Consider the following 15824-nt stretch of genomic DNA (forward strand, 5'->3'; position numbering starts at 1 on the left):
TTTGTCTTACAGATAGCGGCACAGATAGGAAGTTGGTTCAGCCACCTGCAAATTAAACTCGCTATTCCCCGGAACGTTGAATACTTCACCGGCGGCATACACTTTCCACTCGGTCTCACCCGGCAGAAGCACGTTCAGCGCGCCGCTAACCACGGTCATCTCTTCGGGCTGCGCGGTACCAAAGGTATATTCCCCTTCCGCCATCACGCCCACGCTCGCACGACCGGTACTGCTGCTGGTGAAGCCAATAGATTTTACTTTTCCGTCAAAGTATTCATTGCTTTGAAGCATAAACTCGCCCTTATGATCTGGTGTTGAAGGCACAATATAGGGGGCGCTCCTTGCCCCTGTCACGTAAAATTAACGCGTTGCATCAGGTTAAACTAATAGTTCTGCCGCCAGTCGGGAAACCAGCACATTTGACAACAGAACCGGAATATCCAGCGCTTTTTGTAACACGTCACGATGCTGCTGGTGGTAGCACAGACAATCCAGCATCAGTACATCAGCCCCTTGCGCTATCAACTCCCTGGCCGCGGCCAGTAAATCATCTTTGCTACCGCTAACCGGATTGGAGATGGCATACAGCGGTGTATTTTCTAACACCTGCCATTTCTCCTGCTGTAGCGGCAAAATCTCTTCAACCGGAACAATCACCCCAACCTGGTGACCGTCAACAATGGATGCCACCAGCAGTGGGATGATCCTTTGCGGTTCGAGCAGGATCGCATTATTCGCCGCAAAGCCGCGAAAAGGATGGGTACTCATCAGTAAAATAAGATCGTAATTTTGTTTGTCGAGCATCGCGATAGCACTACGCAAATCCCGCTCTACCTTTTGCCGAGAGACCTGCGCAATTTGATTATCGCTCAGCAAGGTCAGTAACGTCTCTTCGCCGGATTCCACGGCATACTCCTGCATAACCTCTTCACGCGCCATTTTGCCAAGCAGGCTAATGTGGGTGATTTGATCTTCCCTGATATGCTCGGTTAAAAGCGGCAACATCTCCGCCACCGGTACTACCCCAATGGTCAAAATAGCCATCGATGCACTACTCATATCATGTACCTTTTCAGTACCGCTGTTTAAAAACAGGCTTCTATTAACAACATCTGCCCCATGGTGACTAAAAATCAACCGTCGAGAAGCGTAGCAGGTTAATGCCGCTATGGAATGTAAAGATTCCAGAAGCGTTAAAAACGCTCCTGAAAATCCGTAACTTAGGTAATCATTAGTACTGTTAATAGATTAAAAATGTGATAGATGCCCGGTAACGGTCCTTTTCAGAGTGAGTCCCGGACATTAATAGGGAAATTATGATTTGTCAGGATCTTCGTAGCGCTGTTTTGCATCTCGCGCTTCTTGTTCTGAGGGATGCTCGCTGATAAGCGAATTGGGCGTGGGATGATCAGCGCGTAGTTCATACCATGTCACCGATTGACCTTCCGGCCCTTTTTCAACAGCAACGATACGCGCTTCTCTTGGATATGGAGGTCTGGTCGGCATAACGCTTCCTTTTTCTACTTTAAGAATTTTAAAGTATAGGCGCTGCCGATCCGTTTACCGTAAGCAAAATCTTAACTGCTGTAGGTCGCCCCGCAAACCGTCGCCATAATCTGCTCAACCACTTCATCCGGCGATACGGTCGCATTAATAATATGATGCGCGGCAGCACGATACAGCGCTTCTCTCTGCGCCAACACCTCACCCACTTCATCGCGGATGGGTTTCCCGGTCAGCGTCGGACGCTGCTCAGCTTTCGGATAGGCTTCCAGGCGGTCAATCAGCGCAGAAACCGAGGCTTCCAGATAAATCACTACGCCGTTCTCGCGCATAAACTGACGATTGTATTCACTAAGAATAATGCCGCCACCGGTGGCGATAATCGTCGCCGGCTGCGCGACTCTTTCCAGAGCCTGAGTTTCCAGCGCGCGAAAACGTTCCCAGCCTTCCTGCTCGACGATAGCCGCGACCGTGCGCTGCTCATGTTCCTGCAGCTCATGGTCCGTGTCAGCGAACTGGAAACTGCGAACTTGCGCCAGCGCGTGACCGATGGTTGTTTTACCGCAGCCGCGAGGCCCGACAAGAAAAATTAGCTGTGCCATTACCGAAGACCCCTTGGTTCCGCGTTTTGCGGATATAAAGAAAGCGAAAAGAGAAACAATGGTACCGCAAACTCACTCAATGACATCCGTAAAATAAACGTTACACACCATCTACGAACCCTTTCACCTTAGTATTTGAAAGGACTTTACATGTAAACTTATCATTGCATTTGGTGTTATGCCAGCTTTACTTTCCCGCAAAAGTTATTTTTTGTTCGCAGTCTGGCGTAAACAGTAACACATTTCTGCATAGCTTTACGCGGCAACATATTTACAACATGGGTCGTTCAGGGAGACTCTGACGCTCATTAATTAGTATGACTGAGGAATGTATTATGCAATCTGAAGAGCAACGCCTTATTGATGGACTGTTTTCCCGGCTGAAAGAGGCCGAGACCCGCAGCGCATCCCGCGATGCCAGCGCTGAAGAGCGGATTGCCCAGCACGTCAGCGAGCAGCCTTCCGCCCCCTACTATATGGCGCAAACTATCCTGATTCAGGAGGCGGCTATCAAACAGCTCAACGACCGCATTCAGGCGCTGGAAAGTCAGGTGACGCAGCTTCAGGCGGCGAAACCAAGCAGCGGCGGATTTCTCTCTGGACTGTTTGGTGGCGGCCAGTCTCGCGGCTCCGACCCGATTCCTGGCGCAGAGCAATACGGCCGGCCGCAGGCTAACGCGCAGCCGCAGTACGCCCAGCAGGCGCAAAACTATGCTCCGCAGGCGGCAGCACGCAGCGGCGGGGGATTTATGGCAGGCGCGCTGCAAACGGCGGCCGGCGTTGCTGGCGGTGTGGTGCTCGGGAATATGCTGACGAATATGTTCAGCGGTTCGCACCCACAGGAGATCGTCAATATTATTGAAGACAAACCGCAGCCGGACCTTAGCCAGGCACAGGACACCAGCGCGGCAGACGATACCTTCCGCCAGGATGATGGACAGTTCCTTGCCGATAACAGTGCTTATAATTCCGATTTCGACGCCGGTTTTGGCGACGATAGCGATTTCGGCAGCGACGACGATAGCTGGGTTTAATTCTGCTGTCGTTTGACCTCTAACAGCCACTTCTCCAGCGCGGCGGCAAACTGTTGTCGGTCGCGCTGGGATAAGCTATCCGGGCCGCCGGTCTGCACGCCGCTGGCCCGCATCGTTTCCATAAAGTCGCGCATCGTCAGACGCTCGCGAATAGTTGCCTCGCTATAACGCTCACCGCGCGGATTCAGCGCCGCACCGCCCTTTTCCAGAACTTCAGCTGCCAGCGGGATATCTGCCGTAATAACCAGATCTCCCGGCTCGCATAAGCGCACGATTTCGTTATCCGCTACGTCAAAACCCTGGGCCACGCGCAGGGTGCGGATGAAACGCGACGGTGGAACGCGCAGCGGCTGATTAGCCACCAGCGTCATTGAGATTTGCGCGCGCTCGGCGGCACGGAACAAAATATCTTTAATCACATTCGGACACGCGTCCGCATCAACCCAAATAGCCATTGCGGCTCCTGTCGACGAAAAAGAGAAACCGTATTGTTACCTGCTTTTGCCTTTCGTGAAAGCGACAAGTTGACGGCTCCCCGCCGTAAACGGCGAAGTCCCCGGAGGGCTTTTTGATGATAAGCTAGAGAGCTAACGACAAAACAAAGGGGATTGGTGATGGAGAAGAAAATCGGCTTTATCGGTTGCGGCAATATGGGCAAGGCCATCCTGGGCGGCCTGATCGCCAGCGGACAGGTTCAGCCGGGGCAAATCTGGGTCTACACCCCGTCGCCGGACAAAGTCGCGGCCCTGCACGACCAGTACGGCATTAATGCAGCACAAAGCGCGCAGGAAGTCGCCCAGGTGGCGGATATCGTTTTCGGCGCCGTAAAGCCGGGAGTGATGGTCAAAGTGCTCAGCGACGTGGCCTCCAGCCTGAATAAAGACTCGCTGGTCGTTTCCATTGCCGCGGGCGTAACGCTAGACCAGCTGGCACGCGCGCTGGGCCATGACCGCAAAATAGTTCGCGCCATGCCCAACACGCCGTCTCTGGTCAATGCAGGCATGACTTCGGTCACTCCAAACGCGTTGGTCAGCCCCGAAGAAACAGCCGAAATCCTGACTATCTTCCGCTGTTTTGGCCAGGCAGAGCTGATCGCCGAGCAGATGATTCACCCGGTAGTTGGCGTCAGCGGCTCCGCCCCAGCCTACGTCTTTATGTTTATCGAAGCGATGGCCGATGCTGCGGTGCTCGGTGGAATGCCGCGCGCTCAGGCTTACAAATTTGCGGCACAGGCGGTGATGGGTTCCGCCAAAATGGTGCTCGAAAGTGGGGAGCATCCGGGTACGCTGAAGGATATGGTTTGCTCGCCTGGCGGCACCACAATCGAAGCCGTGCGCGTGCTGGAAGAGAAAGGCTTCCGCTCCGCCGTTATCGAAGCAATGGTCAAATGCATGGAGAAATCAGAAAAGCTAAGCCGCTCCTGATTTAAATGCCGAATTGCGGGTGAGGTTTCCCTCACCCGCTTATTTCTTACACCTGTTTTTTCAGGCAGGCGCTCATAAATTTGCTGCGATCGTCCCCTTTCAGAGACTGTTGGGTCGCCTGAGCGTTGCACTCACGCATTTTTTGCTGCTGAGGCGTTAGCCCCTTGCCGTCCTGCGTGGTGGCATCTTTCTTCAGGCAGTTACTCATAAACGTCTTACGCTCATCCCCTTTCAACGACTTCGATGACGCCTCTTTATTACAGACGCTCATCTTCTGCTGCTGTGGGGTCAACTCTTTTTCCGCGGCACTCACCGCCGTCATAAATACCAGGCCAAAAAGTAGGGTCACAAGTAATGTTATTTTCATCACACCATCCTTCTCTGAGTGGATCTCTGTAAGTCTGGTCGCTGATGGAGAAAAAACCAGCCGGTAACGTAAATTCGCTACCGGCGGCGGTTTATTTCAGATTAAGTGCAGCCTTCATGGTGTAGAACAGGTCAGTCTGGTCGGTTAAGCCGACCACGTTGGCCGCGTGCGGGCCGTAGGCGGCAATACGCAGTTGAGTGCCGGTATGCTCCATCGACTCTTCTTCAGAGTTGCCGTAGCTCATCACCATCACCGAACCGTCTTTGGTGTTCAGCGCCTGCGTCAGACCCGGAGCTTTGGTGTCTGCCGGAATAATCTGGCTGGAGTGTGCGTGGTCGGCGGTAACGATGACCAGGGTATTACCCTCTTTTTTGGCGAATTCCAGCGCCTTCCGCACCGCTTCGTCCAGATCGACGGTTTCACCAATCTGACCGCACGGATTCGCCGCGTGGTCCTGTTTATCGATAGACGCGCCTTCCACCTGCAGGAAGAAGCCTTTTTCATTGCTGCTCAGCAGGTCGATAGCTTTTTCCGTCATCTGCGCCAGCGTCGGCACCGAGGCATCACGTTTCGGGTTCGGAGTACAGGTCACCGCGGCTTTGTCGATATTGCCATGATAAGAGGCTTTCGGCCCCTCCCAGCGTACCGGCATATTGCCCTGAGAGAAGAGCCCCAATAGCGGCTTGTCCTGGTTCGCCTGGTTGATGGCGCTCAAAGAGCTGGCATCGGTGACAATCTGGTAGCCACGAGCGATTGCCTGATCGTGCAGCGTTTTACCCTGCCACTCACCGGCAGTCGCGCTCTCAGCGAAGGTTTTCGCCCCGCCGCCCAGCGTCACGTCGGCGCGGGCATTCAGCAGTTGTTCGGTAATAGAACCTTTACCGCCCTTTTCCAGCGCGTTGCTGGCGCATTTTTCGCTGGTCACGCTTGGGCCATAGCATTTACGCGAAGTGACGTGGGCCACCAGCGCTGCCGGGGTCGCATCCTGTAGCTCCGCCGTTGAGACGTTACCGGTCGCTAAGCCCGCCGCTTTTGCCAGCTCAAGGATGGTCTGATGATCTTTTTCATGGATATCCACACCCAGCGCGCCGTTGTAGCTTTTGACACCGGTGGTCCAGGCCGTTGCGGAAGCGGCGGAGTCGGTAACATAATCCGGCTTGCCGGTTTTCTTATCCAGAGAATAATGAGTGTACTGGCCGGTCAGCGGCAGCGCGTCAATACCTTTAAAGAAACCGCCCGCCCCTTCAGCATAATTTCGCGCAGCGGTAATTTCAGAATCACCCATCCCGTCGCCAATCAGCAAAATAATATTTTTGGCCGGCTTGTTGATTAACGAAGCACGCAGCGCCTCGGTTTGATCGCCGCTTAAACGACGCGCTCCGCCCGGCGTGGTGATATCGCCCTGAGCGGCACGATTTTCCAGAACCGGTGCGGGTGTCGTTTCAGCATGAATAATCGGGGAGCCCAGCAGAGGTATCAGGGCAATAAACAGGGCGCTTAATTTCACTTTTATCGTCTCCATGTAAAAAATACTTTAAAAAACAAAACGAGGGAGACTGTATAAAAGCGATGTGACAGTAAAATGACAGCATCCATATCTTGTCACAGAGACTAACTACGAGGATGCTGTAACAGCTTCTTTATATATTGCTGCAATAGCTGGGTGTCACGATCATCGACCAGCGGGCCAGGGCTTGCCTGCTCGATTGCCTGCTCAATATCGTTGATTAATGCCTGCTGGGCATCCTGCGCCATATGGCGCAACAGCGCGGTGACGACCACTTCCAGCGCCTCAACCTGGGCCGTTAATTCCTTTGCTTCCTCTTCCTTCTGTGCCAGTTTCACCAGTAGCTCAGCAATGAGATTCTTCACAATGCGTTATCCTTAATGTGAGGTCCGTAGGCTGCTATTTATGTCATACATCAGCCATCGTACACCAGTATTATTTTAAAAATAACATCTCTTTCCATCCCATATTAAGCGAAACGTTTTGCTCATTGCTTATTCAGACCATGGAATATACTCAATAGCAATTAATAAGCCTCATAACCAAATTCATCAACATAAGAATAAAATGGAATATTGCTATTCCATCGATAACTATAACGTATCACCATAATATATCTGGTAGGCCAGATTAACGCTGTCCGGCGCGTCTTTACCTGCCAATCGGGCAATCAGTATTTCACTTGCTGTTTTACCGATGTCATAACGTGGGGTAATGACGCTGGCTATTTTCTGCAAGCGTGCGCGGCCAATTTCCAGCCCATGAAAACCGGCTATGGCTATCTCTTTCGGCACCGCTTTGCCCTGTGACTGACATTCCAGCAATACCCCCACCGCCAGATCGTCATTGGTACAAAAAATGGCGTCGATATCCGGGCGCGACTGCTGCGTTTGCAGGAACATCTGCCGGCCAAGGGCGACCGAGGAGATGGTGCGCGGAGCCATGTGATACGCCTTCAGGCCATGAACCTCCAGCGCCAGCTCGGTGCCGCGAAAACGACTAAGATCGCGAGGGTCGTCCATTGAACCAAAAAAGGCAATTGACCGTTTGCCGCTTTCGAGAAAGGCGTTAGTCATATCCCACGCCGCCTTTTCGTTATCAAACCCCACCTGAATATCAAGCTGCTGTCCGCCGAAGTCCATCAGTTCCGCAACCGGAATACCGCTGGCGCGTACATATTGAATCATGCGATCGCTATGCTGCTTGCCGGTCAGGATCAGGCCATCAATATTATAGGAGAGCAAATTGAGCACTTCGCGCTCTTCGCGCTGCGGGTCATATTCGTAGTTGGCGATCAGGGTCTGGTACTGGTGCGCGGAGGTTACCGATTCAATACCGGCCAACACATCGGCGAAAATCTGATTGCGAAAAGAGGGGATCAGCACGCCTATCGTTTTGCTGCGCGCGTTGAGCAGAATTTCCGGCGCCCGATTAGGGATATAGTTATTCTCTTCCATGACCTTTGAAATCAGCTCACGGCTGCGCTGAGAAACCTGGCCGGGGTCACGCAAATAACGGCTCACCGTCATTTTATTTAGCCCTGCCAGGTTGGCGATATCCTGCAATGTCATCCGGTTGTTTTTCATCGGGTTCTCTGCGACAAACGACTTATGTACTCGCAGAGAACCTTACCACAGCAGCTACGGTTTATGTTAACCCGCGACCTTTTTTGCCGTGACCGATGACGAGGAAGGTTCGTTATTGGCACGCACGTTGTACATCAGCACCACCGAAGCCAACAGCGCGATCGCCATAAAGGTGTAAGAAACGCCAGGTCCGCCCATAATCCCATTCAAATAACCTACCAGCCACGCGCCGAGGAAAGCACCGAGAGCGCCGAAGCTGTTAATCAAGCCCATCGACACGCCGGAGACGTTACGCGGCAGCAGTTCCGGGATCAGCGCGAAGAAAGGACCGTAAGGCGCATACATACAGGCTGCAGCGATCACCAGCAGCGCATAGGAGAACCAGAACGCCTGGTCACCCACCATCCAGGAACCAAAGAAGGCGATAGCGGCAATCAGCAGCAACGGCCAAATAAACAGCTTACGATTCTGGAACTTATCTGACAGCCAGGAAACCGTCAGCATCAGACAGATCGCCGCCAGATATGGCACCGCCGCCAGCCAACCTACCGCCACAATATCCATCTGCGCAGCGTTTTTCAGAATCGACGGCATCCACATCATGAAACCGTATACGCCAATGCTCCACAACGCATGAACGGCGCACAGCATAATCACGTTGCGCGAGCGCAGCGCTTCGCCATAGTTACGTACCGGCTTGATATTGCTCTGTTCGCTATCCATCGCCTTCTGCAGGGTCTCTTTTTCCTGCTCATTCAGCCAGGAGACCTCAGAGGGTTTATCGCGGACCAGGATCCACCAGCATACTGCCCACAACACCGCCGGAATACCTTCGATGATGAACATTTCACGCCAGCCCCAGGACTGAATCAGGTAGCCGGATACGATAGACATCCACAGCACGGTCACCGGGTTTCCGAGGATCAAGAAGGTATTGGCGCGCGAACGCTCGGTTTTGGTAAACCAGTTGCTGATGTAAATCAGCATCGCAGGCATCACCGCCGCCTCAACCACGCCAAGAGTAAAGCGAATCACCATCAGCATCGGAATATTACTGACGAACCCGGTCGCCGCCGCGCAGAAGCCCCATAAAATAAGGCTAAAGAAAATCATTTTGCGCACGCTGCGTTTTACCGCATATATCGCACCGGGCACCTGGAAAAAGAAATAGCCGAGAAAAAAGAGTGCGCCTATCAGCGACGCGGTGCCTTTAGTAATGCCTAAATCACTTTCAATTCCCGCCGCAGCGGCAAAGCCATAATTCGCGCGGTCAAGGTACGCCAGACTATAGGTAATAAAAATAATCGGCATTAAATACCACCAGCGACGCGCTGGTAATTTCGCGAGCATTTGCATAAGCAATCCTCAGATAATGAATATCATCACACGGGTTTAATATATCGTCTTTCAGGTATCGCGAGCGTGCCAGTTTCCCGAAAGACGCAAAGTTATTTAAACGGCAGCAAGCATCCCGCCGTCCACAAACAACAAATGACCGTTAACGAAGTTTGCCGCTGGCGAAGCCAGATACACCGCCGCGCCAATCAACTCTTCCGGTTTTCCCCAGCGCGCTGCCGGGGTGCGCTGATATAGCCAGGCGGAAAACGCCTCGTCATTCACCAGCGCGGTCGTCATCTCGGTGGCAAAATAACCCGGTGCAATCCCGTTGACCTGGATATTATATTCCGCCAGCTCCACGCACATTCCGCGAGTCAGCATTTTAACTGCCCCTTTCGATGCGGCATACGGAGTAATGGTTTTGCGACCTAATTCACTTTGCATTGAACAAATATTAATTATTTTTCCCGCACGGCGCGTCATCATATATTTCGCCACCTGTTGCGAGACAAGGAAAACGCCTTTCTGGTTAACTTCAATAACCCGATCCCACTCCTCTTCGGGGAATTCAGTGAAAGGGTAGCGGCGCTGGATCCCGGCGTTATTAATTAGAATATCAATTGCACCGAATTCCTCTTCGATACGGGCAATGGCCTGCTCAACCTCCGCCGCCTGAGTCACGTCAAACGCATAACCTACTGCGCGGTGGCCCTGAGCCACCAACGCCTGCGCCGCCTGGTCAGCTCGTTCCTGAGTACGGTCGTTAATGATTATCTCTGCGCCATACTCTGCAAGGCCACCGGCCAGCAGATTGCCAATCCCCTGAGCAGAACCGGTGATGAGCGCACGTTTCCCTGATAAATCGAATAAATTTCTCATAAAACCTCTTTTTCCATAACTGTTACGCGTAACTGTATACGCGTAACAGTTACAAATAGAAGGGGGTAAGAGGTGAAAATGATCGTTTTGTGATCGGTGATGCATTTATAGATGAGGAAGATCAAAAACCGGCATTGACGTAGTGACGTCAATGCCGGTCGAAGAGAAAGAAAGGGGTCAGGCGGCGGTACGGCGACTACGACGCAGCATGATAGCCAGCTGCCAGATATTGATCAGCACAATAATCGCCGTAGCGATAAATACCCAACGGAAACCCGCCATCGCCGATACCGATGCGCCAATCAGCGGGCCGACAACGTTACCGAGATACATAAACGACTGGTTATAACCAAAAATACGCCCAGTGACGCTATCGCTACAGTACTTCAGCAACAGAGTTTGTACCGCAGGCAACATCGCCCCATCGGCAAAACCGAGCAGAAAACGCAGAACGCCGAGCTGGAATGGCGTCGTGACGAACGACATGGCAAAGAACATCACCACCGCGCAGCACAGCGTCGCCAGCAGGATCCGCGAGGTACCAATCCGGTCGCCAAGTTTGCCCAACTTCGGGGCGGAAATAAGCGCGGAGACGCCCGGTACGGCGGCGATCATCCCAGCCAGGAAGGCGATATTATTGCTATCCGGTGCCATCGACTTGATAAACAGGGCAAGAATCGGGCCGATTGAGCCATTGCACAGCTGAATCACCAGGGTAGTGAAGAACAGGCTAATCACCAGCCCCGGATAGGGCAGCGAGGCAAACACCGCTTTACCGCTGAGCCTTTGTGCTTTGCTAACCTGCGGACGAGCGCCCTCTTTAATCAGGAACAACGTGACCAGGAAGCTCACCGTCAGCAGCGCGGCGGTGATGATAAATACCGCCCGCAGACCTACGTGGTCAGCAAGAAACCCACCGAGCAGCGGCCCACCGATAACCCCGCTGATTTGCGCCGTCGAAAGCGTACTCAGCGCCCAACCGCTGCGCTCGCGCGGGACCTGAGAAGCGACCAGCGCCATGGCGTTGGGAATATAACCAGAAGTCAGCCCCATCACCGCGCGCAGGATAAACAGCTGCCAGACGTTAGTGGCAAACGCCTGTAATAAAATAGCGATGGCCATACCGAGCGAGGCGCGCAGCAGCATCAGCTTACGCCCTTTGCGGTCAGCCAGGCTCCCCCACATCGGCGAAACAATCGCCGACACCAGGAAAGTGACGCTGAAGGTCAAACCAGACCACATGGATAAGGCTTCGTGCGAGGTGACGCCAAGCTGGGACACGTACAGCGGTAAAAAGGGGAGAATTTGGCTGATAGCCAGTCCGGTAAAAAAACAGCCAAACCAGACGGAGATGAGATTAACCTTCCAGGATTCCATAACTACGCGTATTCATTAATTTTTTGGAAATTATTAACTAGCTTAGCAATTTCCCTCCTGCGAGGTAGTACCAGAGGTGCGCTGGCGCGGAGTTTGGTGTTTTATGGCATCTGATTACGCTCAGGCAAACAATTTCATGGTGAAAGACCTTGTATGCAGCGCGATATGCTCAGAAACAGAAACGCTGGCCGCGCATCCCGAGGTGAAAATGATTAGCATGAGCCGCGTTATAGTCCGGCCCTAACGCGTTACCAAAATAACTGCATCCGTTGGTCAGCAGCGCTTGCAGCCAGGGATGATACTGCGCATCGGGCCATCCTTTCAGCACGCTTATCCGTCGCCCATCGGCTAAGCGAAAACCGCTAATATCCAGCGCCTCCGCGGTGGCATGTTCGCTGCGCCGCGCGTTCTGGCGATGATAAATATTGCGGCAGGCAAAACTGCCAAAATGCTCGACCTGGCGCAGTTCGCTCGCCAGTAGCTGACGAGTCAGCGGTTTTGCCTGCTGTTCCATATACAGCGCGCTGCTCAGCGCCAGCGGACAGCTTGCAAGGAAGCTACTGCTCAGCTTTATTGCACCAAAATCGCGTACCCGCACCACGTTTTGCAAAGGACACTCTCCCCCGCTATCGGCGACCGGTTGGCTGGTAATGATCTGCCTACGATTAGCCTCCTCTAGCAGGCCAGAACACTGCTCGGGCGTCAATCGACGCAGCTTGTAGTGACTGATTAACCCGGGCGGGTCTTCCAGGCGCAACAGCACCAGCGGATTATACTGCGGTGGAAGATAACGATATCCGTAATACCCGGCTGACAGCAGCGCTAACAGAGCGATAAGACCTTTTCCTTTCACGCTACCTCCCAATGCTTTACAAGGTAAATATTATGGCAGCCAGGCGGCTCTTTCACATGCTATGTTATGCGCTTTGATGTAATCAGGATGGAAGTTGAAATGGCTAAGATGAGGGTTGGGATCGTTTTTGGCGGTAAATCGGCAGAGCATGAAGTGTCGTTACAGTCAGCGAAAAATATCGTGGATGCGATTGATAAAACGCGCTTCGACGTGGTTCTGTTAGGGATTGATAAGCAGGGAATTTGGCATATCAACGATGCCAGCAACTATCTGCTCAATCCGCAGGACCCTGCCCACATTGCCCTGCGTCCATCCGATGTTACGCTGGCGCAAATCCCGGGCCGTGATGCCCAGCAGCTGATTAATGCCGATAGCGGCCAGCCGCTGGCGGCCATCGATGTGATCTTCCCGATTGTCCACGGTACCCTCGGGGAAGATGGCTCCCTGCAAGGCATGCTGCGGATGGCGAATTTGCCTTTCGTCGGCTCCGACGTCCTCGGCTCCGCCGCCTGCATGGACAAAGATGTCACCAAGCGTCTGCTGCGCGATGCCGGTCTGTCGATTGCACCGTTTATCACCCTCACCCGCGCCAACCGCAATCAGCTGAGCTTCGCCGACGTGCAGGCGCAACTCGGCCTACCGCTGTTCGTTAAACCGGCGAACCAGGGTTCCTCAGTAGGCGTCAGTAAGGTAAATAGCGAAGAGCAGTACCAGCAGGCCGTGGCGCTGGCCTTTGAATTTGACCATAAAGTGGTGGTTGAGCAGGGAATTAAAGGGCGTGAAATAGAGTGCGCGGTGCTGGGTAACGATAGCCCGCAGGCCAGCACCTGCGGCGAAATCGTCCTCAATAGCGAATTCTACGCCTACGACACCAAATACATTGACGATCAGGGCGCGAAGGTGGTGGTTCCAGCGGCTATCGACAGCGACGTGAACGATAAAATTCGCGAGATAGCCGTTCGTGCTTACCAGACGCTGGGATGCAGCGGCATGGCGCGTGTTGATGTTTTCCTGACCGCCGATAACGAGGTGGTGATTAACGAAATCAACACGCTGCCGGGCTTCACCAATATCAGCATGTATCCGAAACTGTGGCAGGCCAGCGGTCTGGATTACACCAGCCTGATTAGCCGCCTGATTGAGCTGGCGCTTGAGCGTCACGCCGCCGATCGCGCGCTGAAAACATCAATGAATTAATCCGGGATAGCGGTTAACTTTGCCGGGCGGCGGCTAGCGCCTTGCCCGGCCTACGGGTTCACCATCGACTGCGGGCCGGTAGCCCGGACAGGTACACCAGCACCGCCTCCGGGAAACAACGCGCAACGCAGCTTCGGTTTATCGCCCCGGTTCACGCTTCCTCGACCGGACGACGGCGAATAATAAACCCGGCAATCCAGAAGCTAATCACCCACGTCACCAGCCCAACGGCGTATGAACGCCAGCCCTCGGTTTCAAAGCCCAGCAGCCCAACCACGCCATTCATAATAAAAATTAACCCCAGCGCAACCGCGTAATAGTGCCAGTCGCGGCGAATTTTTTCAGTGAGCTTCATGATGACTCCGACAACAAAAAAAGCATCTTCGCATAGCCGCCACCGCCGGTCTGTAGCCGAGTTGAGAATTGTCGCACATTGCGATATTGGTCTAAATTTCACAAATTTGTAGCAAACTCGCAAACCGGTGAAATCAGGAACATTCCTGGACGGAAATTACCAGCAATCTGATACTGAAATCCGATCCTCATTGCCAGAATAGCCTCTATACACATCATCCTTCAAACTGCCTCTTTGTTGGCTACGTCTTCTCACCCCAGTCACTTACTTGAGTAAGCTCCTGGGGATTCTCAGACTTGCCGCCTCGATGCATCTTGAATGATTTTGTGTATATGTAGATCGCTGAAAAATCGGCAGGAAAGCGAAGTACGGAGGTAAATATGGCAGAGTTCACCTTTGCAAAGACCACCAACGGCAGCAAAAAGAGGAGGTCTATAACCAGCAGCAACATCGCTTACGCCCTGTTTGTGCTGTTTTGCTTCTGGGCCGGCGCGCAGATGCTGAGCATGCTGATACACACTCCCGGCGTTTTTGAGCATTTAATTCAAATGCAGGACAGCAGCCGCCCCAGGGTCGAAATAGGCCTGGTGGTCGGGACCCTGTTTGGCCTGGTCCCTTTTCTATTGGGCTGTATATTGATTGGAATATTGGGGATAGCTTCTCGCTGGCGCAGCCAGCACTAGCGGCGCGCCATACAGTTGGCCCGTCGATCATCCACCCGTTTGGCAAACCAGGCGGTAGTCAGATTACGGGTGATTTTCGGACTCTCAAGCTGGATCCCCGGCAATACTTCTCGCGGCAGCGCTTTACCGGCTTTCTTATCGGCAATACGAAACACCTTCTTGTAGAGATCGCTCCCCTCAAACGCCAGCGTATCGCCCTTCTTCAGTTGACGATGGATATCGTCATCGCTCATCGCCAGCTGTGAGGATAAACGGCGCACCGCCAGCTCGGTGGTTCCGGCTTCGTCGCTATCGTAGCGAATCAAATCGCCATCCAGCGCCAACTTCACACCCGTCGCCTTAGCCACCGCATTCTGGAAAGCGGCGTTACGGCTGGCGTACCATCCGGCGTTAAAATCGGCAAAACGATACAGCGGCACGCTATAGTTTGCTGGATAGTTCAGCAGATGATAGGTGCCAAACCACAGGCCGCCGCGCAGGCTGAACACTTCCTGACGCACGGTTCCGTCCATTTTCCACGGATAGCCGTCGGTATGCTGCTGGGCGAAGGCGATGCTGACCTGCATCGGACCGCCGGTATGCACCGGATTCAGCGAGCCAAACAGCTTCTGTCCCATTGGCACCATGCCGATAAAATCATCGAAAATCGCGCTCAGCTGCTTTTCCGTTTTGACGTTATCCAGGCGTTCGCTATAGCTTTTGCCGTTAGGCGAATTGATTTTCAACGCGGTGTGGACCAGAAACACTGGAATATGCATTTTCTCCGCCCGGCGATCTATCTCCTGCCAGGCAATTTTGCTCAGCCCAGGCACCGCAGGATCCGCCTGATAGTTGGACTCCTGCTGCGCTACCGCCAGCACCGAACAGACATTCTCTTCCGTCGGCGCCAGCTTCTGGCTTTCAAACGTTTTGGCGATGGCCTGCGCCCAGGCTTCACGGTCTTTCACGCTGGAAGGCATTTTTTGCCGTACCACGGCGGCAACATCAATCGGCTTTTCCCCCTCTTTCAGCACCGGTTCCGGTTTACTGGAACAGGCGCTAAGCACCATACCTGCCAGTAGCGTCAGGGAGAGTGAAACAAAACGAGATGAGGCTGCTGCCATATTCCTTCCTTGCGAT

General features: G+C 53.3%; 19 protein-coding genes. 4 read left to right on the forward strand and 15 right to left on the reverse strand.

Annotation, left to right across the window (positions count from 1 at the left end; all coding sequences use genetic code 11):
• Nucleotides 1-6: 6 nt before the first annotated feature.
• From ppnP to aroL, 4 genes are all read right to left on the reverse strand, one after another.
• A complete protein-coding gene (gene ppnP / locus ACMYSL_RS22610) occupies nt 7-291 on the reverse strand; it encodes a pyrimidine/purine nucleoside phosphorylase (RefSeq protein ID WP_004099395.1) in 285 nt (94 codons plus the stop codon).
• Nucleotides 292-378: 87 nt separating this feature from the next.
• Nucleotides 379-1059 (reverse strand): AroM family protein, encoded by a 681-nt coding sequence (locus ACMYSL_RS22615; protein ID WP_434659995.1) that lies wholly within the window; start codon nt 1057-1059, stop codon nt 379-381.
• 255 nt (nt 1060-1314) lie between these two features.
• The gene (locus ACMYSL_RS22620) at nt 1315-1506 is read right to left on the reverse strand and encodes a YaiA family protein (RefSeq protein WP_110273805.1); all 192 of its coding nucleotides are present in this window, start codon (nt 1504-1506) and stop codon (nt 1315-1317) included.
• A gap of 71 nt (nt 1507-1577) precedes the next feature.
• Nucleotides 1578-2105, reverse strand: coding sequence for a shikimate kinase AroL (gene aroL / locus ACMYSL_RS22625; protein WP_182236664.1), 528 nt, complete (start codon nt 2103-2105; stop codon nt 1578-1580).
• Between the two features lie 335 nt (nt 2106-2440).
• Between aroL and ACMYSL_RS22630 the strand changes: the two genes are divergently transcribed.
• Complete coding sequence (locus tag ACMYSL_RS22630) at nt 2441-3139, forward strand: DUF2076 domain-containing protein (protein ID WP_182236661.1); 699 nt, start codon at nt 2441-2443, stop codon at nt 3137-3139.
• On the opposite strand, the gene ACMYSL_RS22635 is transcribed toward ACMYSL_RS22630, so the two are convergent.
• On the reverse strand, nt 3136-3594 hold the full coding sequence (locus ACMYSL_RS22635; protein WP_110273808.1) for a YaiI/YqxD family protein: 459 nt from the start codon (nt 3592-3594) through the stop codon (nt 3136-3138). The two genes, ACMYSL_RS22630 and ACMYSL_RS22635, sit on opposite strands and share 4 nt — an antisense overlap.
• A gap of 159 nt (nt 3595-3753) precedes the next feature.
• Between ACMYSL_RS22635 and proC the strand changes: the two genes are divergently transcribed.
• Nucleotides 3754-4563 carry a pyrroline-5-carboxylate reductase gene (gene proC, locus ACMYSL_RS22640; RefSeq protein ID WP_112214092.1) on the forward strand — a complete coding sequence of 270 codons (810 nt, stop codon included), beginning with the start codon at nt 3754-3756 and terminating at the stop codon, nt 4561-4563.
• Between the two features lie 46 nt (nt 4564-4609).
• Here the strand turns inward: proC and psiF are convergent, their stop codons facing one another.
• The 8 genes from psiF to ACMYSL_RS22680 all read right to left on the reverse strand — a co-directional run bounded on the left by psiF (nt 4610) and on the right by ACMYSL_RS22680 (nt 12470).
• Complete coding sequence (psiF, locus tag ACMYSL_RS22645; RefSeq protein WP_110273810.1) at nt 4610-4930, reverse strand: phosphate starvation-inducible protein PsiF; 321 nt, start codon at nt 4928-4930, stop codon at nt 4610-4612.
• A 91-nt stretch (nt 4931-5021) separates the two neighbouring features.
• Nucleotides 5022-6452, reverse strand: a complete 1431-nt coding sequence (gene phoA, locus ACMYSL_RS22650) for an alkaline phosphatase (RefSeq protein WP_434659996.1) — start codon at nt 6450-6452, stop codon at nt 5022-5024.
• A gap of 89 nt (nt 6453-6541) precedes the next feature.
• Entirely contained in the window at nt 6542-6802 is a 261-nt protein-coding gene (gene iraP, locus ACMYSL_RS22655; RefSeq protein ID WP_181483389.1) for an anti-adapter protein IraP, read from the reverse strand.
• Between the two features lie 228 nt (nt 6803-7030).
• Nucleotides 7031-8023, reverse strand: a complete 993-nt coding sequence (gene idnR / locus ACMYSL_RS22660) for a DNA-binding transcriptional regulator IdnR (RefSeq protein WP_061155604.1) — start codon at nt 8021-8023, stop codon at nt 7031-7033.
• A 66-nt stretch (nt 8024-8089) separates the two neighbouring features.
• Entirely contained in the window at nt 8090-9379 is a 1290-nt protein-coding gene (locus tag ACMYSL_RS22665; RefSeq protein ID WP_110273813.1) for an MFS transporter, read from the reverse strand.
• Between the two features lie 96 nt (nt 9380-9475).
• A complete protein-coding gene (gene idnO / locus ACMYSL_RS22670) occupies nt 9476-10240 on the reverse strand; it encodes a gluconate 5-dehydrogenase (RefSeq protein WP_061155606.1) in 765 nt (254 codons plus the stop codon).
• 177 nt (nt 10241-10417) lie between these two features.
• Complete coding sequence (locus ACMYSL_RS22675; protein WP_110273816.1) at nt 10418-11617, reverse strand: multidrug efflux MFS transporter; 1200 nt, start codon at nt 11615-11617, stop codon at nt 10418-10420.
• Between the two features lie 169 nt (nt 11618-11786).
• Nucleotides 11787-12470 carry an extensin-like domain-containing protein gene (locus ACMYSL_RS22680; protein WP_434659997.1) on the reverse strand — a complete coding sequence of 228 codons (684 nt, stop codon included), beginning with the start codon at nt 12468-12470 and terminating at the stop codon, nt 11787-11789.
• A gap of 99 nt (nt 12471-12569) precedes the next feature.
• Here ACMYSL_RS22680 and ddlA point away from each other — a divergent pair, with 99 nt between their 5' ends.
• The gene (gene ddlA / locus ACMYSL_RS22685) at nt 12570-13667 is read left to right on the forward strand and encodes a D-alanine--D-alanine ligase (protein ID WP_434659998.1); all 1098 of its coding nucleotides are present in this window, start codon (nt 12570-12572) and stop codon (nt 13665-13667) included.
• 151 nt (nt 13668-13818) lie between these two features.
• Here ddlA and ACMYSL_RS22690 read toward each other — a convergent pair whose 3' ends face one another.
• The gene (locus ACMYSL_RS22690; protein WP_110273818.1) at nt 13819-14022 is read right to left on the reverse strand and encodes a DUF2754 family protein; all 204 of its coding nucleotides are present in this window, start codon (nt 14020-14022) and stop codon (nt 13819-13821) included.
• A 380-nt stretch (nt 14023-14402) separates the two neighbouring features.
• Here ACMYSL_RS22690 and ACMYSL_RS22695 point away from each other — a divergent pair, with 380 nt between their 5' ends.
• On the forward strand, nt 14403-14705 hold the full coding sequence (locus tag ACMYSL_RS22695) for a DUF2755 family protein (protein WP_112214084.1): 303 nt from the start codon (nt 14403-14405) through the stop codon (nt 14703-14705).
• Here ACMYSL_RS22695 and ACMYSL_RS22700 read toward each other — a convergent pair.
• Nucleotides 14702-15808, reverse strand: coding sequence for a DUF1615 domain-containing protein (locus tag ACMYSL_RS22700; RefSeq protein ID WP_434659999.1), 1107 nt, complete (start codon nt 15806-15808; stop codon nt 14702-14704). The two genes, ACMYSL_RS22695 and ACMYSL_RS22700, sit on opposite strands and share 4 nt — an antisense overlap.
• Nucleotides 15809-15824 lie beyond the last annotated feature (16 nt).

The organism is Klebsiella sp. MISC125, assembly GCF_051131775.1.
GTDB lineage: Bacteria > Pseudomonadota > Gammaproteobacteria > Enterobacterales > Enterobacteriaceae > Klebsiella.

Bases quoted from the DNA above. Each gene is read 5' to 3' on its own strand.
- ACMYSL_RS22700 (WP_434659999.1), bottom strand. From the start codon at position 15,808: ATGGCAGCAGCCTCATCTCGTTTTGTTTCACTCTCCCTGACGCTACTG.
- phoA (WP_434659996.1), bottom strand. From the start codon at position 6,452: ATGGAGACGATAAAAGTGAAATTAAGCGCCCTGTTTATTGCCCTGATA.
- ACMYSL_RS22690 (WP_110273818.1), bottom strand. From the start codon at position 14,022: ATGAAGCTCACTGAAAAAATTCGCCGCGACTGGCACTATTACGCGGTT.
- ACMYSL_RS22665 (WP_110273813.1), bottom strand. From the start codon at position 9,379: ATGCAAATGCTCGCGAAATTACCAGCGCGTCGCTGGTGGTATTTAATG.
- idnR (WP_061155604.1), bottom strand. From the start codon at position 8,023: ATGAAAAACAACCGGATGACATTGCAGGATATCGCCAACCTGGCAGGG.
- ACMYSL_RS22695 (WP_112214084.1), top strand. From the start codon at position 14,403: ATGGCAGAGTTCACCTTTGCAAAGACCACCAACGGCAGCAAAAAGAGG.
- psiF (WP_110273810.1), bottom strand. From the start codon at position 4,930: ATGAAAATAACATTACTTGTGACCCTACTTTTTGGCCTGGTATTTATG.
- aroL (WP_182236664.1), bottom strand. From the start codon at position 2,105: ATGGCACAGCTAATTTTTCTTGTCGGGCCTCGCGGCTGCGGTAAAACA.
- ACMYSL_RS22635 (WP_110273808.1), bottom strand. From the start codon at position 3,594: ATGGCTATTTGGGTTGATGCGGACGCGTGTCCGAATGTGATTAAAGAT.
- ddlA (WP_434659998.1), top strand. From the start codon at position 12,570: ATGGCTAAGATGAGGGTTGGGATCGTTTTTGGCGGTAAATCGGCAGAG.
- ACMYSL_RS22630 (WP_182236661.1), top strand. From the start codon at position 2,441: ATGCAATCTGAAGAGCAACGCCTTATTGATGGACTGTTTTCCCGGCTG.
- ACMYSL_RS22620 (WP_110273805.1), bottom strand. From the start codon at position 1,506: ATGCCGACCAGACCTCCATATCCAAGAGAAGCGCGTATCGTTGCTGTT.
- proC (WP_112214092.1), top strand. From the start codon at position 3,754: ATGGAGAAGAAAATCGGCTTTATCGGTTGCGGCAATATGGGCAAGGCC.
- ACMYSL_RS22615 (WP_434659995.1), bottom strand. From the start codon at position 1,059: ATGAGTAGTGCATCGATGGCTATTTTGACCATTGGGGTAGTACCGGTG.
- ACMYSL_RS22675 (WP_110273816.1), bottom strand. From the start codon at position 11,617: ATGGAATCCTGGAAGGTTAATCTCATCTCCGTCTGGTTTGGCTGTTTT.
- idnO (WP_061155606.1), bottom strand. From the start codon at position 10,240: ATGAGAAATTTATTCGATTTATCAGGGAAACGTGCGCTCATCACCGGT.
- ppnP (WP_004099395.1), bottom strand. From the start codon at position 291: ATGCTTCAAAGCAATGAATACTTTGACGGAAAAGTAAAATCTATTGGC.